General features: G+C 73.0%; 25 protein-coding genes. 10 read left to right on the forward strand and 15 right to left on the reverse strand.

The annotated features are described in order from the left end of the window. Window positions 1–131 precede the first annotated feature (131 nt). Entirely contained in the window at window positions 132–794 is a 663-nt protein-coding gene (locus ACFY3N_RS32975; protein ID WP_390820484.1) for a response regulator, read from the reverse strand. Continuing rightward, entirely contained in the window at window positions 791–1,912 is a 1,122-nt protein-coding gene (locus ACFY3N_RS32980) for a sensor histidine kinase (RefSeq protein WP_390820485.1), read from the reverse strand. Before ACFY3N_RS32980 ends, ACFY3N_RS32975 begins: the two co-directional genes overlap by 4 nt. A gap of 491 nt (window positions 1,913–2,403) precedes the next feature. Between ACFY3N_RS32980 and ACFY3N_RS32985 the strand changes: the two genes are divergently transcribed. Then, window positions 2,404–3,894: a hypothetical protein gene (locus ACFY3N_RS32985; RefSeq protein ID WP_390820551.1), complete on the forward strand. Its 1,491-nt coding sequence runs from the start codon at window positions 2,404–2,406 to the stop codon at window positions 3,892–3,894. Window positions 3,895–4,149: 255 nt separating this feature from the next. Here the strand turns inward: ACFY3N_RS32985 and ACFY3N_RS32990 are convergent, their stop codons facing one another. The 4 genes from ACFY3N_RS32990 to ACFY3N_RS33005 form a co-directional block, all read right to left on the reverse strand. Next, window positions 4,150–5,112, reverse strand: a complete 963-nt coding sequence (locus ACFY3N_RS32990; protein ID WP_390820486.1) for an electron transfer flavoprotein subunit alpha/FixB family protein — start codon at window positions 5,110–5,112, stop codon at window positions 4,150–4,152. A 61-nt stretch (window positions 5,113–5,173) separates the two neighbouring features. Continuing rightward, a complete protein-coding gene (locus ACFY3N_RS32995; RefSeq protein WP_390820487.1) occupies window positions 5,174–5,962 on the reverse strand; it encodes an electron transfer flavoprotein subunit beta/FixA family protein in 789 nt (262 codons plus the stop codon). A 218-nt stretch (window positions 5,963–6,180) separates the two neighbouring features. Beyond that, the gene (locus tag ACFY3N_RS33000) at window positions 6,181–6,690 is read right to left on the reverse strand and encodes a flavin reductase family protein (RefSeq protein ID WP_390820488.1); all 510 of its coding nucleotides are present in this window, start codon (window positions 6,688–6,690) and stop codon (window positions 6,181–6,183) included. Between the two features lie 217 nt (window positions 6,691–6,907). Next, the gene (locus tag ACFY3N_RS33005) at window positions 6,908–7,267 is read right to left on the reverse strand and encodes a thioredoxin family protein (RefSeq protein ID WP_390820552.1); all 360 of its coding nucleotides are present in this window, start codon (window positions 7,265–7,267) and stop codon (window positions 6,908–6,910) included. 231 nt (window positions 7,268–7,498) lie between these two features. On the opposite strand from ACFY3N_RS33005, the gene ACFY3N_RS33010 reads away from it, so the two are divergent. Then, entirely contained in the window at window positions 7,499–8,227 is a 729-nt protein-coding gene (locus ACFY3N_RS33010; protein WP_390820489.1) for a lysophospholipid acyltransferase family protein, read from the forward strand. A 24-nt stretch (window positions 8,228–8,251) separates the two neighbouring features. On the opposite strand, the gene ACFY3N_RS33015 is transcribed toward ACFY3N_RS33010, so the two are convergent. The 4 genes from ACFY3N_RS33015 to ACFY3N_RS33030 all read right to left on the reverse strand — a co-directional run bounded on the left by ACFY3N_RS33015 (window position 8,252) and on the right by ACFY3N_RS33030 (window position 12,149). After that, window positions 8,252–8,824 (reverse strand): transglutaminase family protein, encoded by a 573-nt coding sequence (locus ACFY3N_RS33015; protein ID WP_390820490.1) that lies wholly within the window; start codon window positions 8,822–8,824, stop codon window positions 8,252–8,254. A gap of 75 nt (window positions 8,825–8,899) precedes the next feature. Further along, window positions 8,900–9,970 carry a threonine aldolase family protein gene (locus tag ACFY3N_RS33020; RefSeq protein WP_390820491.1) on the reverse strand — a complete coding sequence of 357 codons (1,071 nt, stop codon included), beginning with the start codon at window positions 9,968–9,970 and terminating at the stop codon, window positions 8,900–8,902. Continuing rightward, window positions 9,967–10,713, reverse strand: coding sequence for an SDR family NAD(P)-dependent oxidoreductase (locus ACFY3N_RS33025; protein WP_390820492.1), 747 nt, complete (start codon window positions 10,711–10,713; stop codon window positions 9,967–9,969). The genes ACFY3N_RS33020 and ACFY3N_RS33025 overlap by 4 nt, the downstream gene beginning before the upstream one ends. Window positions 10,714–10,751: 38 nt before the next feature. Next, window positions 10,752–12,149, reverse strand: coding sequence for a DUF6421 family protein (locus tag ACFY3N_RS33030; RefSeq protein WP_390820493.1), 1,398 nt, complete (start codon window positions 12,147–12,149; stop codon window positions 10,752–10,754). Window positions 12,150–12,402: 253 nt separating this feature from the next. Here ACFY3N_RS33030 and ACFY3N_RS33035 point away from each other — a divergent pair, with 253 nt between their 5' ends. Then, entirely contained in the window at window positions 12,403–13,086 is a 684-nt protein-coding gene (locus ACFY3N_RS33035; protein ID WP_390820494.1) for a glycerophosphodiester phosphodiesterase, read from the forward strand. Between the two features lie 4 nt (window positions 13,087–13,090). Here the strand turns inward: ACFY3N_RS33035 and ACFY3N_RS33040 are convergent, their stop codons facing one another. Next, on the reverse strand, window positions 13,091–13,633 hold the full coding sequence (locus tag ACFY3N_RS33040) for a GNAT family N-acetyltransferase (protein ID WP_390820495.1): 543 nt from the start codon (window positions 13,631–13,633) through the stop codon (window positions 13,091–13,093). Between the two features lie 82 nt (window positions 13,634–13,715). Here ACFY3N_RS33040 and ACFY3N_RS33045 point away from each other — a divergent pair, with 82 nt between their 5' ends. Next, on the forward strand, window positions 13,716–14,114 hold the full coding sequence (locus ACFY3N_RS33045; RefSeq protein ID WP_390820496.1) for a VOC family protein: 399 nt from the start codon (window positions 13,716–13,718) through the stop codon (window positions 14,112–14,114). Between the two features lie 217 nt (window positions 14,115–14,331). On the opposite strand, the gene ACFY3N_RS33050 is transcribed toward ACFY3N_RS33045, so the two are convergent. Together ACFY3N_RS33050 and ACFY3N_RS33055 are read right to left on the reverse strand one after the other, a co-directional pair. Next, a complete protein-coding gene (locus ACFY3N_RS33050; RefSeq protein ID WP_390820497.1) occupies window positions 14,332–14,913 on the reverse strand; it encodes a MarR family winged helix-turn-helix transcriptional regulator in 582 nt (193 codons plus the stop codon). Next, on the reverse strand, window positions 14,910–16,595 hold the full coding sequence (locus ACFY3N_RS33055; RefSeq protein ID WP_390820498.1) for an FUSC family protein: 1,686 nt from the start codon (window positions 16,593–16,595) through the stop codon (window positions 14,910–14,912). The genes ACFY3N_RS33050 and ACFY3N_RS33055 overlap by 4 nt, the downstream gene beginning before the upstream one ends. A gap of 158 nt (window positions 16,596–16,753) precedes the next feature. Between ACFY3N_RS33055 and ACFY3N_RS33060 the strand changes: the two genes are divergently transcribed. Both ACFY3N_RS33060 and ACFY3N_RS33065 read left to right on the forward strand, forming a co-directional pair. Continuing rightward, on the forward strand, window positions 16,754–17,302 hold the full coding sequence (locus ACFY3N_RS33060; protein WP_390820499.1) for a DUF5134 domain-containing protein: 549 nt from the start codon (window positions 16,754–16,756) through the stop codon (window positions 17,300–17,302). Window positions 17,303–17,406: 104 nt separating this feature from the next. After that, window positions 17,407–18,342, forward strand: a complete 936-nt coding sequence (locus ACFY3N_RS33065; protein ID WP_390820500.1) for a M56 family metallopeptidase — start codon at window positions 17,407–17,409, stop codon at window positions 18,340–18,342. Between the two features lie 547 nt (window positions 18,343–18,889). Here ACFY3N_RS33065 and ACFY3N_RS33070 read toward each other — a convergent pair. Then, window positions 18,890–19,627: a dienelactone hydrolase family protein gene (locus tag ACFY3N_RS33070; RefSeq protein ID WP_390820501.1), complete on the reverse strand. Its 738-nt coding sequence runs from the start codon at window positions 19,625–19,627 to the stop codon at window positions 18,890–18,892. 272 nt (window positions 19,628–19,899) lie between these two features. Between ACFY3N_RS33070 and ACFY3N_RS33075 the strand changes: the two genes are divergently transcribed. The 4 genes from ACFY3N_RS33075 (at window position 19,900) to ACFY3N_RS33090 (ending at window position 22,842) form a co-directional block, all read left to right on the forward strand. Further along, window positions 19,900–20,667: an SDR family NAD(P)-dependent oxidoreductase gene (locus ACFY3N_RS33075; RefSeq protein ID WP_390820502.1), complete on the forward strand. Its 768-nt coding sequence runs from the start codon at window positions 19,900–19,902 to the stop codon at window positions 20,665–20,667. 26 nt (window positions 20,668–20,693) lie between these two features. Next, window positions 20,694–21,065, forward strand: coding sequence for a MerR family transcriptional regulator (locus tag ACFY3N_RS33080; RefSeq protein WP_390820503.1), 372 nt, complete (start codon window positions 20,694–20,696; stop codon window positions 21,063–21,065). Between the two features lie 242 nt (window positions 21,066–21,307). Continuing rightward, window positions 21,308–21,988, forward strand: a complete 681-nt coding sequence (locus ACFY3N_RS33085; RefSeq protein WP_390820504.1) for a phosphatase PAP2 family protein — start codon at window positions 21,308–21,310, stop codon at window positions 21,986–21,988. A 176-nt stretch (window positions 21,989–22,164) separates the two neighbouring features. Continuing rightward, window positions 22,165–22,842, forward strand: coding sequence for a TetR/AcrR family transcriptional regulator (locus ACFY3N_RS33090; RefSeq protein ID WP_390820505.1), 678 nt, complete (start codon window positions 22,165–22,167; stop codon window positions 22,840–22,842). Here ACFY3N_RS33090 and ACFY3N_RS33095 read toward each other — a convergent pair. Continuing rightward, window positions 22,830–24,332, reverse strand: coding sequence for an LVIVD repeat-containing protein (locus ACFY3N_RS33095; RefSeq protein WP_390820506.1), 1,503 nt, complete (start codon window positions 24,330–24,332; stop codon window positions 22,830–22,832). The genes ACFY3N_RS33090 and ACFY3N_RS33095 overlap by 13 nt on opposite strands. Window positions 24,333–24,392 lie beyond the last annotated feature (60 nt).

Raw genomic sequence — 24,392 nt, forward strand, 5'->3', positions numbered from 1 at the left:
CGGGCGCCCGGGGCGTCCGCCGGAGGCCATGTCGTTCCGCCCGCGCCGGTCGTGACAGTCACGTCGGACGCTCGTGCGGCGCTGGTGACGCCGGGGGCTGAGGACATCGCCGTCGGCTCCGGGCGGCGGCGTCACGCCGGGTGGACGAGGCGGCTCTCGTGGGCGAGGATCACGGCTTGTATCCGGTCGCGGAGTTCGAGCTTGTGCAGGATTCGCCCCAGGTGGGACTTCACGGTCGCCTCCGCGAGGTGCAGGGTGGCCGCGATCTCGGTGTTGGACAGGCCGCGGCCCACCTGGATGAGCACCTCGCGCTCACGGGCGCTGAGCCGGTTCAGCCGCTCGTCGCGGTCGGCGCTGCCGCCGCCGGGAAGGTGCGGGCGGAAGTTCTCCAGCAGACGGCGGGTGACCCGCGGGGAGACCACCGCGTCGCCCTCGGCCACACTGCGTATCGCGGTGAACAGTTCCTCGGGCCTGGTGTTTTTCAGCAGGAAGCCCGAGGCTCCGGCGTTGAGTCCGGCGAAGGCGTATTCATCGAGGTCGAAGGTGGTGAGGATCAGCACCCTGCTCCGCGGGGAGATCCGGATGACCTGCCGGGTCGCCTCGATCCCGTCGGTCCCGGGCATCCGGACGTCCATGAGGACGACGTCGGGTCGCAGTTCCCGGGCGAGGCGTACGGCCTGGACGCCGTCCGCGGCTTCGCCGACCGGTGCCATGTCGGGCTGGGCCTCCAGGACCGTGCCGAAGGCCATCCGGAGCAGCGCTTCGTCGTCGGCGATCAGGATGCGGATCGTCATGCGGTCGCCGCTCCGCCGCTGCCGAGGAGGAGGCGGGTACGGACTCCCCAGCCGCCGCCCGGGAGCGGTCCGGCCCGCAACGTCCCCCCGTAGGCGGCCGCGCGCTCGCGCATGCCGGGGATGCCGTGGCCGGAGGGTGTGGCGCCGGGGAGCGGCGGGCAGGGGCCGCTGTCGGTGACGTCCACCGCGACGGTCCCGGTCGAGCACAGCACCCGGACCGTCGCGTGTGTGCCTGTGGGTGTGTGCTTGAGGGTGTTGGTCAAGGCTTCCTGTACCAGGCGGTAGACGGTCAGTTGTGCGGTGGCGGGTATGTGGGTGTGGCCGCCCTGGACCTCGACGCGGGTCGGCAGCCCGGCGGCGCGCATCTGGTCGGCGAGGGTCTCCAGTTGTGCGATGCCGGGCAACGGGTGGCGCTCCGCGTCCGGTTCGTCGGTCCGCAGGATGCCCAACGAGCGCCGCATGTCGGCCAGGGCCTGCCGGCCCGTCTCGGAGATCCGGAGCATCGCGGTGGTGGCCTTGTCGGGCGACCGGTGCTGCGCGTGGACGGCGGCGTCGGTGAGCGCGACCATGACGGACAGGTTGTGGGTGACGATGTCGTGCATCTCCCGGGTGATACGTGTCCTCTCCTCGGCGACGGCCAGTCGCGCCTGCTGGTCCCGCTGTTGCTCCAGGCGTGCGGCCCGTTCCTCCACGGCCGCGAGGTAGGCGCGCGTGGTCCGCACGTTCACACCCAGGACGGCGGCGGCGACGACCGTCGCGGTCACCGCGACGAAGAGGGTCGGGAACATGCCTTCCGCCGCCCAGCGCAGACAGGCCAGCAGGGCCCCGGCCTCCACGACGGCACCGGCGACGAGCGTGCCGCGCCGTCCCGAGTTCGCGGCCGCCGTGTAGAGCGCCACCAGCAAGGCGATGTCCGCCGGCAGCTGGACGTCCATCAGCCACTGGACGAAGGCCGCGGCCGCCACGGCGCCGAACACCGTGAGCGGGGCCCGGCGCCGCCACACCAGGGGCAGGGCGAGGGCGGCGGTGAGGGCCACGGCCACCGGCAGCTCCCGCGGGGCGCGCGTGGTCATGACGTTGAGCAGGAGCAGCGCCGGCAGCAGCGAGTCCCCCACCATGGGCGGCGGCCGGAGGCCCCGGCGCCGGACGGCTCTCCCCCGTCGCGCCGCTCGCCCGGAGGCCGGGTCGGCGTACCCCTTCAGCCCCGCGGCTGTCCTCGTCCGCCGCACGCGGTCCCGGTGGCGCACCGGGTGGGCACTACCCGGCTCCGCAGCCGCCTCGGTCATCACGTGTCCCCGTCGATTCAGCGTCCTGGTGGCCCCGGCCGGGGCCACCACCGCGTACGGCCGGAGCCGGTCGGGTGCGGAGAGCGCGCGCCCCGCTCCCCGGCGTGTACCGCGGCCCTGATCACGGTAGACCGCGGGCCCGCGAAGCGCATGAGTCCACCGTCTGACGGCGTCGTGCCGGGATACGACCGCAGGAGGAGTCCCGCTACTCCCGCGGTCGCAAAGGCGGCCGCCGACCCGGCGTGCTCGATTGCGACTCCGGTCGCACGGGGGACATGCCACGGACTGCGACTCCGGTGGCACGCGAGGGCGACCCGGGACCGATGTGGCAGCGCGTGCCACGCGCCGAGGATGGCCGGGTGACCGAGATCATCGCGGGGCTGTACATGTCCCCCCTGGAATTCCTTGTGCTGCCGGGTGCCGTCGCGCTGGTGGTGGCGCGCTGGTTTCCCCCCGCTGTCCGCCCACGCGTCACGATCGCGGCGGGGGCGGTTCTCGTGCCGTCCGCGATCGTGCTGAGTGTGGTGGGGATCCGCTGGCAGATGCTGCCGGTACTGGCGGCCGCCGCCCTCGTGCTGCCGTTCGCCGTCTCTCCCCTGATGCGACGAGGTACCGGCCGGCCGGCGTGGCGGGCCCGGGGGTGGCTGGCGTTGCCGGGGTCGGTGGCCTGCCTCGGTCTGATCGCCATGGGCCCGTCGGCCGCCTGGGCCTTTCCCGTGCCCGTGTTCCCCGAGCCGTCGGGCCGTTTCGCGGTCGGCACCCGCGTGGTGCAGTGGACCGACCCACGCCGTCCCGAGAGCTTCACCGCCGATCCGCACGACCGGCGCACGGTCGTGGTCCAGTTCTGGTATCCCGCGCGGAAGAGCCCCGCAGGCGCGGAGCGGGCCCGGTACCTCGGACGCACGGAGCACGAGGCGCGCACCGTTTCCGATGCCCTCGCCCGCCAGGTCGGCCTGCCCGGCTTCCTGGTAGACGGCGTCCCGCGTGCCCGCACGCATTCGGTCTTCGACGCCCCGGTGGCCGGTGGGGGCGGACGGTTCCCGGTCGTGCTGTTCTCCCCCGGGTCGGGCGGAGTGCGTACCCAGAACACCGCCTGGGCGGAGGAACTGGCCGGCCACGGCTATGTGGTCGCCGCCCTCGACCACCCGTACGACTCCGCCGCCGTCGTCCTCACCGACGGCCGGACGATTCACACCAGGACCGCCTCCACCGGCGACCGGGACGAGGACGACAGGCTGGCGGCCGGCTGGACGGCTGTTCGGGCCGCCGACCTCAGCTTCGTCCTCACCCAGCTGGGCCGGCTGGACCGAGGGGGGATCACCGGCCCGCTGACCGGACGCCTGGACACCGGCCGAGCCGCGGTCACCGGCCACTCCATGGGGGGTGCCGCCGCCCTGCAGGCAGCCCGGCAGGACCGCCGGTTCGACGCCGTCATCGATCTGGACGGCTACCCTCACGGCCCCACCTCCCCCTCCCTCCACCAGCCGACGCTCGCGCTCACCCAGGCCATCACCCCCGGCACCGACCCGCGCTACGTGCCCCGCCTCATCAGGGCCCTCGGGCTCAACAGTGCGACGAGCTACCGGCTCACCATCCCCGGCGCCGCGCACCTCACCTTCATGGACGGCCCCCTGTACCTGCCGCCGGTGCCCTCGTTGGTCGGCTCCCTGGGCCGCACCAGGAGCCCGCGCGTCGTCGCCGCAGCCACGCTCGCCTTCCTGGACGCCACCCTGCGGCACGAACCCGGTGACCCGGCCGCCGCTCTGTCGGCCTACGGCGACCTCAGCGTCCACCGCCCGGGCAACAGCCGCTGACCGGCTCCGCCGCGGCGGCCGACGGCACGGCCGTTCCTCTCCGGCCGGAGCCCGGTCCGCGGTGCCGCCCCGCCGCGGACGGCGGTGGGTCGGGGACGGCTTGCCTCCCGGACGTCGCCTGTGGCGGTGGGCGGCCTTCGCGGTGGACGGCCGGTTCCCGAGCGGCCCCCTGCCGGTCCGGGCCTCCCCGGCCCTCTGACGCGCCGAGGCCCCCGCGACCGGTGCGGTCGCGGGGGCCTCGTACGGCTCGGGTGATCAGCCCTTGCGGGCCTTGATCTCCTCGGTGAGCTGGGGCACGACGTCGAACAGGTCGCCGACGACGCCGTAGTCGACCAGGTCGAAGATCGGGGCCTCGGCGTCCTTGTTGACGGCCACGATGGTCTTTGAGGTCTGCATGCCGGCCCGGTGCTGGATCGCGCCGGAGATGCCGGAGGCGATGTACAGCTGCGGGGAGACGCTCTTGCCGGTCTGGCCGACCTGGTTGGTGTGCGGGTACCAGCCGGCGTCGACGGCGGCGCGCGAGGCGCCGACGGCCGCGCCGAGCGAGTCGGCGAGCGCCTCGATGAGTCCGAAGTTCTCCGCGCCGTTGACACCGCGGCCGCCGGAGACCACGATCGCGGCCTCGGTCAGCTCCGGACGGCCCGTCGACTCGCGCGGCGTACGGCCGGTCACCTTGGTGCCGGTCGCCGCGGCGGAGAAGGTCACGGACAGGGCCTCGACCGCACCGGCGGCCGGGGCGGCCTCCACGGCGGCCGAGTTCGGCTTGACCGTGATGACCGGGGTGCCCTTGGAGACGCGGGACTTGGTGGTGTAGGAGGCGGCGAACACCGACTGGGTGGCCACCGGGCCGGAGTCGCCGGCCTCCAGGTCGACGGCGTCGGTGATGACGCCGGAGCCCAGGCGCAGCGCCAGGCGGGCGGCGATCTCCTTGCCCTCGGTGGAGGAGGGGACCAGGACGGCGGCCGGGGAGACCGCGGCGACCGCGGCCTGGAGGGCGTCGACCTTCGGCACGACCAGGTAGTCGGCGTACTCGGCGGCCTCGTGGGTGAGGACCTTCACCGCGCCGTGCTCGGCGAGCGCGGCGGCGGTGTCGGCGGCGCCGCCTCCCAGCGCGACGGCGACCGGCTCACCGATGCGGCGGGCCAGGGTCAGCAGCTCCAGGGTGGGCTTGCGGACGGCGCCGTCCACGTGGTCGACGTAGACGAGAACTTCAGCCATGGGACTTCTTCTCTCCTGCTTGCGAGGTGTGAGGGGCGGGAAGCGAGCGGAGCCTGGTGGCTCAGACGAACTTTCGCTCCGCGAGGAAGGCGGCGAGCTGCTTGCCGCCCTCGCCCTCGTCCTTGACGATCGTGCCCGCGGTGCGGGCGGGACGCTCGGCCGCCGACTCGACGACCGTGTAGGCGTTCTCCAGGCCGACCTCGTCCTCGTCGATGTCGAGGTCGGACAGGTCCCAGGACTGAACCGGCTTCTTCTTGGCCGCCATGATGCCCTTGAAGGACGGGTAGCGCGCCTCACCCGACTGGTCGGTGACCGACACGACGGCCGGGAGGGAGGCCTCGAGCTGCTCGGAGGCGGTGTCGCCGTCGCGGCGGCCCTTCACGACCCCGTCCTCGACGGACACCTCGGACAGCAGGGTCACCTGCGGCACGCCCAGGCGCTCCGCGAGCAGCGCCGGCACCACGCCCATGGTGCCGTCGGTGGAGGCCATGCCGGAGATCACCAGGTCGTAGCCGGCCTTCTCGACCGCCTTGGCCAGGACCAGGGAGGTGCCGATGGCGTCGGTGCCGTGCAGGTCGTCGTCCTCGACGTGGATCGCCTTGTCGGCGCCCATGGACAGCGCCTTGCGCAGGGCGTCCTTGGCGTCCTCCGGGCCCACCGTCAGCACGGTGATCTCCACGTCGTCGTCGGAGTTCTCCGAGATCTGCAGCGCCTGCTCGACCGCGTACTCGTCCAGTTCGGAGAGCAGACCGTCCACGTCGTCCCGGTCGACGGTCAGGTCATCGGCGAAGTGCCGGTCGCCAGTGGCGTCGGGCACGTACTTCACGGTGACAACGATCCTCAAGCTCACGCCGGCTCTCCTACTGCATCGTCATTTCTGGCTGGCTGCCTCCAGGCAGCATAGGCGCCTGAAGAGGGCGGTCCCGGTCGGGGCGGCCCGCGCTCCGACCGGAATATTACTCGTCAGTACATCCAGTTCTTTCCCGCTAAGCAAGCGCTTTGAACTGTGACCTTCGCAACGCAGCGTAACCGGAACTCGAGGGGACCGCGACCAGGCGGAACCCCGCCTCAGTCGCGCAGGCCGTTGAAGCGTCCCTGGTGGTAGAGGAGCGGGCGGCCGTGGCCGTCGGGGTCGCCGAGCAGCACCTCTGCGACCACGATCCGGTGGTCGCCGGCGGGCACCCGGGCCACCACCTTGCACACCGTCCAGGCCGGCACGTCGTCCAGCACCGGAACCCCCTTCGGCCCCTCCCGCCAGGCGGTGGCCGGACCGAAGCGGTCGGCGCCGCTGCGCGCGAAGGTCGCCGCCAGCTCCTGCTGGTGCTCCCCGAGGACGTGCACGCCGACGTGGTCGCCCGTCGCGATCGCCGGCCAGCTCGAGCTCCCGGTGCCGACGGCGAAGGAGAGCATCGGGGGCTCGGCGGAGACGGAGGCGAGGGAGGTGGCGGTGAAGCCGACCGGACCGCGGCGACCGCGCGCGGTGATCACGGCGACGCCCGCCGCGTGCCGGCGGAAGACGGAGCGCAGCAGTTCGGGCGAGGCGGGCCGGGCGGTGCCCAGGTCGGACGTGGCCGTCATGAAACCGTCCTTCTGCGTGGGGGGACGAACGGGCTCGCGGCTGCTCACCGGCCCGGTCGGCGCACACGCGCGGCGCGGACGGCGGCCGCCGGGCGGCCGGGTACCCGCCGGGGGCGAAGGGGTTCCGAAGGCATGGGGCCAGGCTGACGACGGGTGGCATGCACAGTCAAGTCGGTCCCGCGATGTGGGAGCCGCCCCACCGCGGCCCGGCCGGCCCTCACACGGCCTCCCCGAGCGCGGCGATCACATCGGCCTTGCGCGGCTGTCCGGTCGCGCGCCGCACGATCCGGCCGGCGGCGTCGAGGACCAGCACCGTCGGCGTCCTCACGATCTCCAGACGGCGCACGAGGTCCAGATGGGCCTCGGCGTCGATCTCCACGTGGACCACGCCCGGCACCAGCGCGGCCACCTCGGCGAGCACCCGCCGGGTCGCCCGGCAGGGCGCGCAGAAGGCGCTGGAGAACTGCACCAGGGTGGCGCGCTCCCCCAGCCGCTCCTCCGGTCCGGCCCATGGTTCCCCCGCCGTGAACCGTCGTCCGCCGTCCCGCTCCCGCACTCGCCCGCTCCCGCCGTGGATCCGCTGTCAACGGCTTCCAGCGCCCCCGGGGCCGCGGACATTCCCGTCCGGACGCGCAAAGCCCGAGGTGGATCAAGGGGACGTGACGAGAATCTCGCCGCCACCGGGCGCCAGGGCTGGTCCACCGGCCGTTCTTCGGGCAGCATCTGCGACAAGCCGTAAACCTACGGCTCCGTAACTTCGACTGGGAGCTTCCTTCCCAGGCAGAGAAGGAAGGGTTCCGACCCGCCCATGGCAGACCTCGTCTACCGGCCCGTCGTCGGTTTCGCCCGCACCCTGTTCAAGGTGTGGGACCTCAAGATCGACTGTCAGGGGTCGGAGAACATACCGCGCTCGGGCGGCGCCGTACTGGTGAGCAATCACATCAGCTACCTGGACTTCGTCTTCAACGGCCTGGCGGCGCTCCCCCAGAAGCGGCTCGTCCGCTTCATGGCGAAGGAGTCGGTCTTCCGGCACCGGATCTCCGGTCCGCTGATGCGCGGCATGAAGCACATTCCGGTGGACCGCGAGCAGGGCGAGGCGGCGTACGAGCACGCGCTGCGGTCGCTGCGGTCGGGGGAGATCGTGGGCGTCTTCCCGGAGGCGACGATCTCGCAGTCGTTCACCCTGAAGAGCTTCAAGTCGGGTGCCGCGCGCCTGGCGCAGGAGGCCGGCGTGCCGTTGGTCCCGATGGCGGTGTGGGGCACGCAGCGCCTGTGGACCAAGGGCCACCCGCGCAACTTCGGGCGCAGCCACACCCCGATCACCATCCGCGTGGGCGAGGCGATCGAGGCGTCCAGGGACAAGTACGCGGGCGCGATCACCCGGCAGCTGCGCGAGCGTGTGCAGGAGCTGCTGGAGGCGGCGCAGCGCGCCTACCCGGTGCGCCCCAAGGGTCCGGACGACACCTGGTGGATGCCGGCCCACCTCGGCGGCACGGCCCCGACCCCGGAGCAGGTCCGGCAGGCCGAGGCACACTGACGCCACCGGCCGGCCGCCCCGGACTCAGAGTGCGGTGGGAAGCGTCCGCCACAGGTGCGGCCGGTCGGAAGCGGCCCGGAGTGCGTCCAGTACGACCGGGTGCGGTGCGGCGTACAGGACCGGGTGGTCCTCCTCCCCGGACGCCGGGTCGGGGGTGAAGGCCAGCCGCTCGCCGTCCAGGGAGAACCGGGCGTCCACTCCGGGCTTGTTGCCCCGCGGGTCCTGCCGGTGCCAGGCACCCCTGAACCGTACGGCGACCAGGCCGTGCACGACGCCGAGGTTCTGGTAGCAGAGGGCGGTCGGGATGTCCTCGGCCCGCAGCAGCGCGGTCAGCGCGTGGGCCTTGGCGTAGCAGACGCCGGTTCCCTGCTCCAGGACGTCGGAGGCGCGCCAGGTGACCCGGGGATCGCCGGAGTCCTGGGAGTGCGGGATGGTGTCCCGCACGAACTCGAAGGCCGCCCGCGCATATTCATACGAGTCGGCCACCCCGGCGGTGAGGCGTGCCGCGGTCTCGCGGACCAGCGGATGGTGGTGGTCGATCGCCTCGTCGGCGGCGAGATAGGCGGAGAGGTCCGGGTTTTGCTGGATCAGCTGCATGTCGCCAGAGCATAGGTATGCGGTCGACCGGGAGTCAATACATTTCCTGTCGACCGCATACCTATGCATGCGCTGCTAGCGGGCCGCCTCCTCCTTGAGGGCCGCCACGAACGTGTCCACGTCGTCCTCGGTGGTGTCGAAGGCGCACATCCAGCGGACGTCGCCCGCCGCCTCGTCCCAGAAGTAGAAGCGGAACCGCTTCTGCAGGCGCTCGCCCACCTCGTGCGGGAGCCGCGCGAAGACCGCGTTGGCCTGCACCGGGTGGAGGATCTCCACACCGTGCACGGCACGCACGCCCTCGGCCAGCCGCTGGGCCATCTCGTTGGCGTGCCGGGCGTTGCGCAGCCACAGGTCTCGGGCGAGCAGCGCCTCCAGCTGCACCGAGACGAAGCGCATCTTGGACGCCAGCTGCATGGACAGCTTGCGCAGGTGCTTCAGGTGCCGGATGCCGTCCGGGTTCAGCACCACGACCGCCTCGCCGAACAGGGCGCCGTTCTTGGTGCCGCCCAGCGAGAGCAGGTCGACGCCGACCGCGTTGGTGAAGGCGCGCATCGGCACGTTCAGCGCGGCGGCGGCGTTGGCCAGCCGGGAGCCGTCGACGTGCACCTTCATGCCGTGCGCATGGGCGTGCTCGCAGATGGCCCGGATCTCGTCCGGGGTGTACACCGTGCCCAGCTCGGTGGCCTGGGTGAGGGAGACCACCTGGGGCATCGCCCGGTGCTCGTCCTCCCAGCCGTACGCCTGGCGGTCGATCAGCTCGGGGGTGAGCTTGCCGTCCGGAGTGGGCACGGTGAGCAGCTTGATCCCACCGACCCGCTCCGGGGCGCCGCCCTCGTCCACGTTGATGTGGGCGCTCTCGGCGCAGATCACCGCACCCCAGCGGTCGGTGACCGCCTGGAGCGCGACGACGTTGGCGCCGGTGCCGTTGAAGACGGGGAACGCCTCGGCCGTGGGGCCGAAGTGGCTGCGGATCACCCGCTGGAGGTTCTCGGTGTACACGTCCTCGCCGTACGCGACCTGGTGCCCGCCGTTGGCCAGGGCCAGGGCGGCGAGCACCTCCGGGTGGGCCCCGGCGTAGTTGTCGCTGGCGAAACCGCGGACGTCCGGGTCGTGATGACGACGCGCGTCGGTCCTGGGTGGGTTCACGGCTTCTCGGTCAGCCACAGACGGTTTCCGTTCACTTCCGTGGCGGGCTTGTCCCAGACTCCGGCGATGGCCTCGGCCAGTTCCTTGACGTCCGTGAAGCCCGCGAACTTCGCGTGGGGGCGGTCGGCGCGCATCGCGTCGTGCACCAACGCCTTCACCACCAGGATCGCAGCCGCCGACGTCGGCCCCTGATCGCCCCCGGCCTTGCGGAAGTAGTCGCCCATGGCCAGCGTCCACGCCTCGGCGGCGGCCTTGGCCGCGGCGTACGCGGCGTTGCCCGCGGTGGGCCTGCTGGCGCCGGCCGCGCTGATCAGGACGTACCGGCCACGGTCGCTGCGCTGGAGCGCCTCGTGGAAGGCGAGGGTGGTGTGCTGCACGGTGCGCACCAGCAGCAGCTCCAGGAAGTCCCAGTCGTCCAGGCTGGTCTTGGTGAAGGTCTCGCTGCCGCGCCAGCCCCCGACGAGGTGGACCAGTCCGTCGACCCGGCCGAACTCCTTCTCGATCCGGGCGGCCCAGTCACGGGTGGAGTCCAGGTCCAGCAGGTCGACCGTGTCGCCGGTGACGGTGGCGCCGCCGTGCGCGTAGCGCGCCGCGTCCACGGCCTCCGCCAGCCGCTCCGGGTCGTTGTCCGAGCCGACGACGACCGCTCCCGCCTCGGCCAACCTGAGCAGTGCCGCCCGGCCCGCGGGTCCCCCCGCGCCGGCCACCGCGATCACCGCTCCGTCGAGCGCCCCGTTCCCCATGGTCCTCGCCTCCCGAGCAGTTGTGGACTCGCGATCGCTCACGCGGCGACCCGCTCGGCACCGTCCGCCGTGATGCCCTTGGTGGAGGCGATCACGTTCTTCAGCTTCTTGGACAGGGCCTCATAGAACATGCTCAGCGGAAACTCGTCCGGAAGCACGTCATCGACGAGTTTCCGCGGCGGCAGCGTCAGGTCGAGGGCGTCGGGACCCTTGGCCCACGTGGAGCCCGGGTGCGGGGGGAGGTAGGTGGAGACCAGCTCGTACCCGGCGAACCAGTGGACGAGCTTGGGGCGGTCGATGCCGTCGCGGTACAGCGTCTCGATCTCGGCGCACAGCCGGTTGGTGACCTGCGGGGCGCGCTCCCAGTCGATGGAGAGCTTGTTGTCGGTCCAGCGGACGACGTCGTGCTTGTGCAGGTAGGCGAAGAGCAGCTGGCCGCCGAGGCCGTCGTAGTTGCGCACGCGCTCACCGGTGACCGGGAAGCGGAACATGCGGTCGAAGAGCACCGCGACCTGCACGTCACGGGCCTGCGGGACACCGTCGCCGGCCAGCTTCACGGCCTCCTTGAAGGCGGTGAGGTCGCAGCGCAGCTCCTCCAGGCCGTACATCCAGAACGGCTGGCGCTGCTTGATCATGAATGGGTCGAACGGCAGGTCGCCGTGGCTGTGGGTGCGGTCGTGGACCATGTCCCAGAGCACGAACGCCTCTTCGCAGCGCTTCTGGTCGTGCACCATGGCGGCGACGTCCTCGGGCAGCTCCAGGCCCAGGATGTTCACGGCGGCCTCGGTGACGCGGCGGAATCGGGCGGCCTCGCGGTCGCAGAAGATGCCGCCCCAGGAGAACCGCTCCGGGGCCTCGCGCACCGCGATGGTCTCCGGGAAGAGGACCGCGGAGTTGGTGTCGTAGCCCGAGGTGAAGTCCTCGAAGGTGATGCCGCAGAACAGCGGGTTGTCGTAGCGGGTGCGCTCCAGCTCGGCCAGCCAGTCGGGCCAGACCATGCGCAGCACGACCGCCTCGAGATTGCGGTCCGGGTTGCCGTTCTGGGTGTACATCGGGAAGACGACCAGGTGCTGGAGGCCGTCCGCGCGGCTCGCGGCCGGCTGGAAGGCCAGCAGCGAGTCGAGGAAGTCCGGCACCTCGAAGCCGCCCTCGGCCCAGCGGCCCAGGTCCGCGGCGAGCGCCTCGTGGTAGGCGCGGTCGTGCGGGAGCAGCGGGGAGAGCTCCTCGACGGCACCGATCACGGTGCGCACCGCGCGCTCGGCGTCGGCGCGGTCCGGGGCACCGTCGGCGTCGAAGTCGATCGAGCCGTCCTTGGACTGCCAGGGCCGGATCCGCTCCACGGCATCCTTGAGCACGGGCCACGCCGGGTGCTCCACCACCCTGGTCACCGAAGGAACCTGCTCTTCGGTACCCACCTGCACAAGAATTTCCGTCATATCCCATCCTCCACGGGAGAACCTCGCGTAAGGAGACCGTATACATACGAGGTTTCTCCCAGCAAGGGGCACCTCAGGAAATTATCCTGCCCCACCCCCGCTCTCACCGCATTTTTTCCTGTGAGACACCAGGGTGGGCGACGGTGCCTGCGATCCGGGTGCAGCCTCTGGACGCGGCGGGCACAGGCGATACGGTCCAGAAGGGCCGTAGGGACGCGGCCCCCCGCCGCCGTCGACGGAAGCGAGTCGGACCTTGAACTTCCTCACCATCGGTCACCGCGGAGTGATGGGTGTCGAGCCCGAGAACACCCTCCGGTCCTTCGTCGCCGCCCAGGAGGCGGGCCTCGACGTCATCGAACTCGATCTGCATCTGAGCAAGGACGGCGCGCTCGTCGTCATGCACGACACGGAGGTGGACCGCACCACGGACGGCACGGGCGCGATCGCCGACAAGAACCTCGCCGAGCTGCGCGCCCTGGACGCCGGGCGGGGCGAGCGGATTCCCCTCTTCGAGGAGGTGCTCGACGCCGTCCGGACGCCTCTGCAGGCCGAGATCAAGGACGTCCGCGCGGCGCGGGCGCTGGCCGGGGTGATGAACGAACGGGACCTGGCCGGCCGGGTCGAGGTGTCCTCGTTCCACGACGAGGCGATCGCGGAGACCGCCCGCCTGGTTCCCGGGGCGCGTACGGCCCTCATCGCGAGCCGCTACGGCACCGACGTCGTGGACCGGGCGGTCGGGGCCGGCGCCTCGACCGTCTGCCTCAACATCCGCCGGCTCACCCTGGAGATCGTCGAGCGGGCGCGGGAGGCCGAGCTGAGGATCATCGGCTGGGTGGTGAACACCCAGGACCACCTGAGGCTGGTACGGGCCCTGGGGCTCGACGGCGCCACCACCGACTACCCGGAGATCAAGCGCACCGGCCGCTTCACGGCATGAGCCGTCAGACCAGTTCCTTCACCAGCAGCTCGAACCGCAGGTCGTCACGGAGCGGAATGCCGAAGCGCTCGTCGCCGTAGGGAAAGGGCGTCGTCTTCCCCGTACGGCGGTAGCCGCGCCGCTCGTACCAGGCGATCAGGTCCTCCCGCACGGAGATCACCGTCATGTGCATCTCGCCCACGCCCCAGGTCTCGCGGGCCCGGCGCTCCGCCTCCGCGATGATCGTCCTGCCGAGTCCGGCGCCCTGGAGGGCGGGGCTGACCGCGAACATCCCGAAGTAGGCGTACGCGCCGCGGTGCTCCAGCTGGCAGCAGGCCACGACGCGGCCCCGGCGCTCCACCGTGAGCAGCCGGCTGTCCGGCGACTTGATGACCTCCAGCACACCCTCCGGATCGGTCCGCTGCCCCTGGAGGATGTCCGCCTCGGTGGTCCACCCGGTCCGGCTGGACTCGCCCCGGTACGCCGACTCGATCAGCGCGACGAGGACGTCCACATCGGCGTCGGTCGCGTCGCGGAAGGTCAGTGCGGTGTCGGTGGCGGATTCCATGGGCACGTCTCCGGTTCGTCTGGGCGCCTTCCGGCGTGATTCGGGCGGGAACGAGGGTAACCCGGCCGCTACGCTCGGCCGCATGGTGCACGTACTGAGCAGCCGCGTCCTGCTCCGCCCCACCGACCCCGACCGCTCCCGCGCCTTCTACGGGGAGCGGCTGGGCCTCGCCGTCCACCGCGAGTTCGGCACCGGTCCGGAACGCGGCACCGTCTACTTCCTCGGCGGGGGGTTCCTGGAGCTCTCGGGCCGCGCGGACCCCTCCTCGGCGGCGTCCCCGGACGTACGGCTGTGGCTCCAGGTCGAGGACGTCGCGGCCGCGCACGAGGAACTGGCGGACGCGGGCGTCGACGTCGTCCGTCCTCCGGTGCAGGAGCCGTGGGGCCTGATCGAGATGTGGATCGCGGACCCGGACGGCACACCGATCGTGCTGGTCGAGGTCCCGGCCGGACACCCGCTGCGGTACCGGCCCGGCATCTGAGGGCGGCGCACGCCCGCGCCGGACGGCCGGGCCCGGCGTGGCGAGGGGGCGGAGGGGAGCGCCGTGAGCCGGTCCGCGCCGGTGGAGCGCACGGTGCCGGCGGAGCCCGTCCCCGCGTCCTGAGGGCCCGCGCGTCGTCGCGCTCCCCGATGCGCGGGGGGCGGTGTCCGGAGTGCGCCGGGCGGCGGACGAGAGGTGAGCGGGGGACCCGCGGCCGTCACGCCCGCAGCGCGCCCAGGCGTCCTTCCAGCTGGCCGAGCAACTCGCCGAGCAGGGCGGCGAGCTCGCCGAGTTCCGGGCCGCCCAGACCCGACAGCACGGCGGTCTCGTAGGCGAGCTGTGCGGGCAGGATGCCGTCGACCAGGTCGCGTCCGGAGTCGGTGAGGCGGACGTGGGCGACCCGGCGGTCGCGGGTGTCGCCGCGGCGTTCCACCAGTCCGCGTTCGGTGAGCTGCTTGAGGCGCTTGGTGACGGCGGCGCCGGAGGAGAAGGTCTCGCGGGCCAGCTCGCTGGGCGTCAGCTCGTGGCCGGTGCGGCGCAGCGCGCCCAGCAGGTCGAACTCCGGGCGGGTCAGCCCGGCGCGGCGCAGCGGGGCGTCCTCCGCCTGCTGGAGGAGGGCGGCACAGCGGTTGATGCGGCCGATGACCTCCATGGGGCCGGTGTCGAGGCCGGGGTGGACGGCCCGCCACTGCCGGACGACGGCGGCGACGGTGTCGCCCCGCGAGCGGCCGGGCACGTCCCCGTCGGCCGTCTCCGGTCCCTCGCCGCCGGCCGCCGCTGGTCCTTCGGTCGCCGTCATGGCCGTACGTCCTCCGTGTTCGTGCCCGTGCCGGGGTCCGGGAGCAGCCCCTGGCGTCGTACCGTCGCCGCGAGCGTACGGTGTCCCGACTGCTCGGCGAGCACGACCCGCTCCTGGGCCGGCGCGCGCTGCCACCACTCGCCGGCCGCGGCGTCGGCGGTGGCCCGCAGGTCGACCAGGGCGGCGGCGAGGTCACGGCGGGCGGCGTCCAGGGCGGCGGGGGCCGGCCGGGGCCCGGCCAGGAGGCGCGCGGCGTGTTCGCGGGCCCGGTCGGCCGTGGTGAGCGCCCGCTCCACGCGGTCGCCCGCCCGCCGGTTGGTGACGGCCACGGCGGCGGCGAAGCCGACCAGGGCGCCGACCACGGTGTCCACCGCGCGCTCGGTGATCAGGTCGCCGGGTCGCTGGTAGCCGGCGAACTCGGTGACGAGCAGCGCGAGCGGGGTCACGCAGACGGTGCCGAGCCAGTAGTTGCGGCCGATGAGCGCCTCGGCGCCGAAGTTGAACAGCAGGCAGCAGAGGACGAGGGCGAGCGGGCCGAGGTGGGCGACGGGGACGACGGCGGCGAAGAGCAGCACGCCGGCGAGGTTGCCGACGACGCGCTGGACGGCCCGGTTCCAGGTGAGGGTGACGTTGGCCTGGTAGAGCGAGGCCGCGGTGACCACGGCCCAGTAGGGGCGGCCGATGCCGAGGGCGAGGGAGGCGTACCCGGCGAGCGCGCAGCCGAGGGCGGTGCGGACGGCGATCGGGGTGAGGGGGCCGAGCCCGGCCCACAGGGGGCGTGGCGGGGTGGCGCGCTCGGCGGCCACGCCGAGGAGTTCGCCGGCGTCCGCGCGGGCGTCCTCGGTGCGCGGGACGGCGCCGGTGCCGCGCAGTGCACCGGCCCAGGCGCGCAGGCGCACGGGGTCGGCGTCGGCGGGCGCGGCGAGCGCGACTTCCGCGCGGACGACGAGCCGCTCGAGCGCGCGGCGGGTGGCGGAGGGCCGGTCGCCGGTGGAGAGCAGGGACTGCCAGGCGGCCTGCACGGCGGCGTAGGCGGCGGCGCGGGCCCCGGTGCGGTCGTCGCCGGTGCCGCCGGTCCCGGCGTACGCGGCGGCGGCGTTCAGCGCCTGGGCGGTGGCGCGGCGTTCGGGGCCGTGCGGCCGGAGCGGCGCGGGCGCCATGCCCACCAGGTAGGCCCAGGCGCCGGCCACGGCGGCGAGCGCGAGATGGCCGGGGACCTGTCCGAAGGTCTGCGGCACGAACAGTGAGGCGGAGCTGACGAAGGTGAGGATCACGGGGCCGGGCGGGCCCACCCGGGTGGCGTCGCACAGCGCCTTCTGCACGGCGGCCAGGACGGCGCCGACGGTGACCAGGACCACGGCGTTCTCGGTGAGGGAGGCGGCGACCAGGGACACGGCGAGGCCGCCGAGCATGCCGAGCACCACCCAGGCCAGCACCCTGGCCCGGGCGGCGTACGGGCGGTTGTGCGCGTAGAGGGCGCACAACGATCCCGCCATGGTGTACATCGCCAGGTCGAGCCGGCCGAGGGCCGCCAGGAGCAGGCTGGGCGGGGCGACGGCGGCGACCACGCTGAGGGCCGGCTTGAACCAGATGTCGGAGGGCCGCCCGAGGCGCAGCGCGGCGGCGAGCGGAAGGCGCCGGGCCGCCCGCGGGGCGGTGGGGGTGGGGGTCGCACTGCTCATGAAGAATAAGGTTAGCAGGTATTTTACTCGTGAATCATATATGCCGGCCTGCCGCACTCCCCCGGACGCTCCCCTCGCACTCCTGTGCGCTCGGGTGTCCGCCGCCGGGACCGGGCATGCCATGACCGACCACCGAACGGTTCGAGGGGGAGGTTCGGGTGCACGGACCGGCGTCGTCCGGCTGGCTGCTGGTCGCGCTCTGCGCGGCGGCCGGCGCCTACTGTCTGCTGCGCATGCGCAGCCGTGTGGTGGAGCAGCGCCGTGCCGCGGGCGGCGAGGCGCTGATGGGCTTCGGCATGGCCGTGATGGCCGTGCCCGCGACGGCGTTCACCCCGCCGGCGTGGGCCTGGCCGGCCCTCGCGGTGGTGTTCGGCGCGGCCGGGCTGCACGCGCTGCGGGCGGCCCGCGCCGGCGCGCGCCATCTGCACCATCTGGTGGGCGCGGGGGCGATGGTGTACATGGCGGTGACCATGGCAGCCGCCACCGGGCAGGGGCACGGGCACGGCGGCTCGGGCACACCCCTGCTGACCGGGGCCCTGCTGCTCTACTTCGTCGTGTACGTGCTCGCCACCGGCGTACGGCTGGTGCCCGCGGCCGCCGTGGCGGGGAGCGGCCGGGACGCCGGCTGGGGCGACCGGCCGGAGCTGGCGCGGGTCTGCCGGCTGTCCATGGGGATCGCGATGGTGGCGATGCTGCTGACGATGTGAGGGCGGGGCGCACGGTGCGGCGACGACGGTGCGGGACCGTTGGCTGCGTCACTTCGGGCCGTTCGTCCGTGTCCTCGGGCTGTCCGCGCTCATAGGCTGCACGCATGGCCCTCCCCGCGGCACTGCTGCTGTTCGGCGTCCTGACCGCTGTCCTGGGTCCCCGGCTGCTCGCCCGGGCCGACTGGCCGGACCGTGAACCGGTGGTGGCGCTGTGGGCGTGGCAGTGCGTGATCGCGGCGGTGCTGCTGTGCTGCGCGCTGTCGATGACGTTCAGCGCGGCGGCCGCCTGGCGGGCGGTGGGCGGCCATGTCTTCGCCACCGCGCCCGGTGCGGTCGTGGAGGCGTACGCGCTCGGCACGGCCGGGCTCTGGGCGCAGACCACCGCGGTGGCGCTGGCGTGCGGCGGGCTGTGGAGCGCGGTGATGCTGGTCCGGGAGGTCGTACGGGCCCGCGCCCGGCGCCGGACGCGCCGCGCCGAACTGCGGGTGCGGGCCCCGCTGCTGCCCGGGGAGCAGCCGGGCGCCGACCGGCTCGTGGTGCTGGAGGGCGAGCGGCCCGACGCCTGGTGGCTGCCCGGTGCCCCGCCCCGGCTGGTCGTCACCACGGCCGCGCTGCGCCGGCTGAGGGGCCGGCAGCTGGACGCCGTCCTCGCCCACGAGCAGGGGCACGCGCAGGCCCGGCACGACTGGCTGCTGCACTGCTCCTCCGCGCTGGCGGGCGGTTTCCCGCAGGTTCCGGTGTTCGCGGCGTTCCGCGACGAGATGCACCGGCTGGTCGAACTCGCCGCCGACGACATGGCGTCCCGCCGGTTCGGCCGGCTGACCACGGCCCTCGCACTGGTGGAACTCAACGAGCACCGCGGCGTGTTCGGCCCCTGTCCGGCCCCGCAGGCCCATGTCCCGGCCCGGGTGCGCCGGCTGCTCACTCCCCCGGACCGGCTCACCGCCTGGCGCCGACTGCGGCTCACGGCGGTGGCGTCGCTGGTTCCGGTGGTGCCGGTCCTGGTGGCGTTCGCGCCGGGGCTGCGGGCGCTCGGCTGACCCGCGACCGCCAGGACGGCGCCCGGTGCGGCCGAAGGCCCCGGAAGGGGTGTGACCGGGATACGCCCCAAAGGGGCAACGGGATGATCTTGAAGCCTCGATCCGCCCGGCTCTACGTGCGGCGACGCGCAGCGGGGTCGCGTTCGGCGACGCGCCGGGCGACCGCGTCGACGCCGGGCCGTGCGCATCGCTCCGGGGAGCGGACGGAGGCGTGGCGGACAGGGGCACGAACCGGGCGTGCGGCAATCGCAGTGCGCCCCCTGCTCCCGCGTTCGGTCGCCGGTTCGATCGTCACGCTGCCCCGCCCTTCCGGCACTGCCGCAGTACATGCGTACACCTCGCCCCGGCTGCCGGAGTGGCCCGCCGCAGGTCGCGGTGATCACGGCAGGGGCTCCGCCGCAGTGAATCAGGCATTCACTGCGGCCGTTGCGAACGCGTCTCCGCGATCGGGCATCCGCCCGAATGCGTTTCTGCCGTGCGGACTTGAGGGGAGGGGACGGTCAGTGTGCGACGCCGACCAGGCCCGGCGCCGGCGTGCTTACCCGGGTCACGCCCCCAGGCCCTCCGTCACGGGCAGGCACTCGGCGAGCAGGTCGACGACGTCGCGCCAGGCGCGCTGCGCGTGCCGTGGGTGGTAGCCGACGCCGGGGACTGCGGGGTGGTCGACCGGCGGGTGGTGGAAGGCGTGCAAGGCGCCGCCGTAGACCGTGAGGCGCCAGTCGACGCCCGCTGCCTGCATCTCTGCGGCGAACGCGTTCCGTTGCGCGGGCGGCATGATCGGGTCTTCCGACCCGACCCCGGCCCACACCGGGCAGCGGATGCGTGCCGCCTCGCCCGGTCGGCCCGTGGTGGTTGCGTTGACTGTCCCGATCGCGCGCAGTCCGACGCCATCACGCCCGAGTTCCAGCGCGATGGCGCCCCCGGTGCCGTAACCGACGGCGGCGATCCGGTCGGGGTCGGTCCGCGGTTCGGTGCGCAACACGTCGAGCGCCGCATGGCCGATGCCCCGCATCCGGTCGGGATCGGCGAGCAGTGGCATGCAACGGGCCAGCATCTCCTCGGGGTCACCCAAGTAGCGTCCGCCGTGGAGGTCGAAGGCCAGCGCTACGTATCCCAGCTCGGCGAGAGCATCGGCCCGGCGGCGCTCGACGTCGCTGAGCCCCATGCCCTCCGGTCCGAGCAGCACCGCGGGCCGGCGGTCGACACCGGCCGGGAGCGCGAAGTGCCCGATCATCGTCAAACCGTCGGCCGGGTACTCGACCGTACACGTCGTAATCGTCGTCACGAGACCGGACTGTAGTGATCGCCGAGCCCGGTCCGGCCGGTGTTCTGCCACTGGCAGAACAGCGCGGGTGTCCCCCTGACATACGGCGAGGGCTCACAAGAGCCGTCACAACCCCCGTTCCCACGGCGGCGCTGTCGGATCCCTGCCCGGACCACGGTGTTGGCCGAAGAGGCCGGAGGAACCCGGCGTCGCTGTGCCCCCCGGTGACCACCGGCGGTGGCTGCCGTCCGTCAGGCGCTGCTTGACCTTGCCGCTGGCGGCAGGGTTGCACGATGACCGGCATGAACAGCACCGCACCGCAGAGCAGCAGGATCGTCGCCGTCACCGGAGCCGGCACCGGGATCGGCCGGGCCGTCGCCCGCGCCTTCGCCGCCGAGGGCGCCCACGTGGTCGCGATCGGGCGGCGGGCCGAGCCCCTCGAGGAGACCGCGGCCAGGCACGACCGGATCACGCCGCTGGCCGCCGACATCACCGCCGAGGGCGAGCCGGAGCGGATCATCCGGGCCGTGCTGGAGACACACGGCCGGCTGGACGTGCTGGTCAACAACGCAGGCATCGTGCGCAGCGGCGCCCTCGGCACGCTGACGCCGGAGATGATCACAGCTCAGCTTGCCACCAACCTCGTCGCCCCCATCCTGCTGGCCCAGGTCGCGCTGCCACTCCTGGAGAAGTCGGGCGGGGTGATCGTCAACGTCAGTACGTCGGTGGGGCAGCGGGCCTGGCCCGGCAGCTCGGTCTATGCGGCTACCAAGACCGCTCTGGAGCTGCTGACCCGCAGCTGGGCGGTCGAGCTGGCACCCCGCAGGATTCGGGTGGTGGCGGTCGCCCCCGGCGCGATCGACACCCCCATCGGCGAGCACCAGGGCCTGACGCCGGAGCGGATGGCAGCGGTGCGGGAGTGGCAGCTGGCGCACACCCCACTGGCCCGGATCGGTCGCCCCGAGGAGGTGGCCTGGGCAGTCACCCAGCTCGCCGCGCCGGCCGCGTCGTTCGTCACCGGAGTGGTACTCCCCGTCGACGGCGGAGCGGTCGTGGCGTGATAGGAGTGGCCCGGGAGGTGGGATGGGTGCGGATCGGTGAGCTGGCCCGGGCGACCGGGACGACCGCCCGTGCGCTGCGGCACTACGAGCAGGCCGGACTGATCTCCTCGCGGCGGGCCCCCAACGGCTACCGCATCTACGACGAGCGGGCGGTGGTGCGGGTCCGCAACATCCGCTGCCTGCTGGTCGCCGGGCTCACCCTGGACGACGTGCGGGTGTTCCTGCCGTGCCTGGACGGCGATGTGGCCGCCGCACCGCCCTCGGACAAGGGCCTGCGGGTCGCGTTGGAACGGCTGGCGGTCCTCGACGAACGGATCGCTGCCCAGACCGAGGCCCGCGACCGGCTGGAGGCCGCGTTGCGACAGGCAACCGGTGGCCGGATCCGCCCAGTGGCCTGACCGCCCGCCTCGTCGCAGAAGCCGGAGGAACCTGGAGTCGCTGCGCTCCCCACGGCCGCTCACGGTGACCACGAGCCCTCACCGGCCAAGGAATACGCGACTCGCGATTACGCGAGGTCGCCAGCGTCAGACCCCCGGAAGGGGCGGCGCACGCTCGGGAAAGGGGCCGCCGCGCGCCCGGAAAGGCCCGGCGGGGGGCGGGGTACTGGCCCCGGACACCGGCGTTCGGCGAGGATCGCCTCATGCACACCCCCCACACCGAATCCCCGCCCAGGCCACCGGAGCACCGCCCGGCCACCCTGTCCACCGGAGTGCTCGCGCTGTGCTCGGCGCTGCTGCTGACGCTCGTCGGCGTCGAGTGGCGCCCGCTGCTCGAGCTGGACTCCGACATCGCCCGGACCACGCATCGCTGGGCGGTCGAGGAGCGGGGGGTGACACAGGCGTCCCGCATCCTGACGGACTGGGTCTGGGACCCCTGGACGATGCGGGTGCTGTGCGGTGTGGCGGCGGCGCTGCTCGTCCGGCGGTACGCGGCCCCCTGGTCGGCGCTCTGGCTGGTGCTCACGGTCGCCGTCGGAACGGTGGTGCAGCAGGGGCTGAAGGCCGCGCTGGACCGCGCCCGCCCGGTCTGGCCCGACCCGGTGGACTCCGCGCACTACGCGGCGTTCCCGTCGGGGCACGCCATGACCGCGACGGTCGTCTGCAGCCTGCTGCTGTGGCTGCTGCACCGTCACGGGGTGGGCCGCCTCCTGTGGCGCGCGGCGCTCGTCGTGGCGGTCCTCTCGGTGACCGGCGTCGGCCTCACCCGGGTCTGGCTCGGCGTCCACTGGCCCACGGACGTCCTCGGCGGCTGGCTGATCGGCGCCCTGGTCGTGGCGGTGGCCGTGCTGGTCCACCGGCGGCGGTGCCCGGCGGGCCGGTGAGTCCGGGCGCCGCGAGCCGGTAGCCCGAGGCTACTTCCGCTGCGCACAAGACCGTCCACCTCGGACGATCCCCCGCGTCGCCCGAGGTGGACGGCAACCCGGAAAAGCCCGCCAAGGGGCATTTCCGGACGCGCTGAGTATAGTTGGCTGGCAGCCAGTCAACGCAGGAGTCCAGCATGTCCCCGCGCAGCGCCCTGGTCAATGAAGAGTTGCGGAGGCGTTCGAAGGAGCGACTTCTGCACGCCGCCGTGGAGTTGGTCGACGAGCACGGGTACGAGGCGACGACGCTGGGCGACATCGCCGACCGGGCGGGCTCCGCGCGGGGCCTGGTGTCGTACTACTTCCCGGGAAAGCGCCAGCTCGTGCAGTCCGCGGTGCACCGGCTGATGCACCGCACCCTGGAGGAGGCCCTGGAGCGGGAGCCGCACACCGAGGACGGCCGGGAGCGGATGGCACGGGCCATCGACGCGATCCTGGGCCTGGCGCGGGACCGGCCGCTCCTGATGCGCCAGCACATGGCCGGACTGCTGCAGGCCGAGGGTTTCCTGCCCTGCCCCGAACAGCGACGGCTGGCCGAGCTGCTGAGCGACACCGTCGCCCGGCACGGCTCCCACGACGTCGACGCGGACTACCCGATGCTGCGCGCCCTGCTGATGGGCGCCGTGTACGCGGCCCTGATGCCGGGCGCGCCCATGCCGGTCCCGGTGCTGCGCGCGGAGCTGTTCAAACGTTACCGGCTCGACTGGGAGATGGGCGTCCCGCCGGACACCGAGGTGCCCGGCGGGACGTGCCGGAAGGGCCGGCCGGACATCGCCCGGTTCTTCGCGACGGGGCCGGACGCTCAGTCGAAGTAGTCCGGCTGGGTCTGCACGTTGAGCTCACGCAGGTGGACCCGGCCGGCCGGGTCCGTGCGCCGGTCGTCGATCCTCAGGACGTCGAAGCCCTTGGCGATGTCGTTCGAGTAGATGTAGCCGTTGTAGTAGTACGCCGACCAGGAGCCGCCGGTGACGAGTTGCTCCGTGCTCAGCGGACCGCGCTCGAAGTAGGCGATCTCCTTGGGCTTCGAGGAGTCGGTGAAGTCCCAGACGGAGACGCCGCCCTGGTACCAGGCCTGGACCATCAGGTCCTTGCCCTTGACCGGGATCAGCGAGCCGTTGTGGGCCACGCAGTTCTCGGTGTCCGCCTGGTGGCGGGGGATCTTGAAGTAGCTGCGGAAGACCAGCTTCTGCCGGTCGCCCTTGCCGACGATGTCGTAGATGCCGTCCGCGCCGCGGTTCGGGCCGATCTCCGCGTTGCAGGTGGCGCCGCCACCGCCGCCCAGTTCGTCGGTGAAGACGACCTTGTTCGCCTTCTGGTTGAAGGTCGCCGAGTGCCAGAACGCGAAGTTGACGTTGTCCTGCACCCGGTCGATCACCTTGGGCCGCTCGGGGTCCTTGATGGAGAACAGGATGCCGTCGCCCATGCAGGCGCCGGCGGCCAGGTCCTTCGACGGCAGCACGGTGATGTCGTGGCAGCCGGTGGTCTTGGAGACACCCGGGTTGGTGGGCGCGCCGGGGTTGCCGCCGCCGTCCGGGCCCTCACCCGGGAACAGCACCGGGAAGCCGACCAGCGCCGCCTCGTGCGGGGCCTTGCGCGGCACCTTGATCACCGAGATGCCGTCGTGCGGCGGCTGGCAGTCGGGGTAGGCCGCGTTCGGCGAGTACGACGAGACGTAGACGTAGACGTTCTTGCGCTCGGGCACCAGCGTGTGGGTGTGCGAGCCGCAGGCGGTCTCGACGGCGGCGACATAGCGGGGGTTCCGCTTGTCGCTGATGTCGAAGACCTTCATGCCCTCCCACGAGGACTTCTCGGTCGCCGGCTGCGTGGTGCTGTTGCAACTGCTGTCGCTGCGCGAGGAGTCGGTGGACAGGAACAGCAGGTCGCCGGAGACGGAGATGTCGTTCTGCGAGCCGGGGCACAGCACCTGGGCGACCGTCTTCGGCGCCTTCGGGTCGCTGATGTCGAAGATGCGGAAGCCGTCGTAGTTGCCGGCGAAGGCGTACCGGCCCTGGAAGGCCAGGTCCGAGTTGGTGCCGGGCAGCGCGTCCTTGGGGACGTGGGCCACGTGCCGGATGTTGTCGGAGTGGACGATCTCGTCCTGGCCGGGTATCTCGCCGCTCTGTATGGCCTCGCGCGCCTCGGCCTGGTCGCTGCGCGAGACCTTCTTCTCGGCGGCCGGCGAGTCCCCGGGGTCGGGGATCGCCGCGGCCGGCGCGGCGGTGAGCAGCGCGGCCAGCAGTCCGCCTGCCGCCGCGGCAACTCCCAGGCGTCTGCGCCGGGTTCGGGAAACGCTCAACAGGATCACTGTTTTCCTCCCTGGTTCCGTTCGCCTCGGAACGGTTTTCGCACCGGCAGTATCGTCGTC

It is taken from the genome of Streptomyces sp. NPDC000348, from assembly GCF_042898795.1.
Lineage (GTDB): Bacteria > Actinomycetota > Actinomycetes > Streptomycetales > Streptomycetaceae > Streptomyces.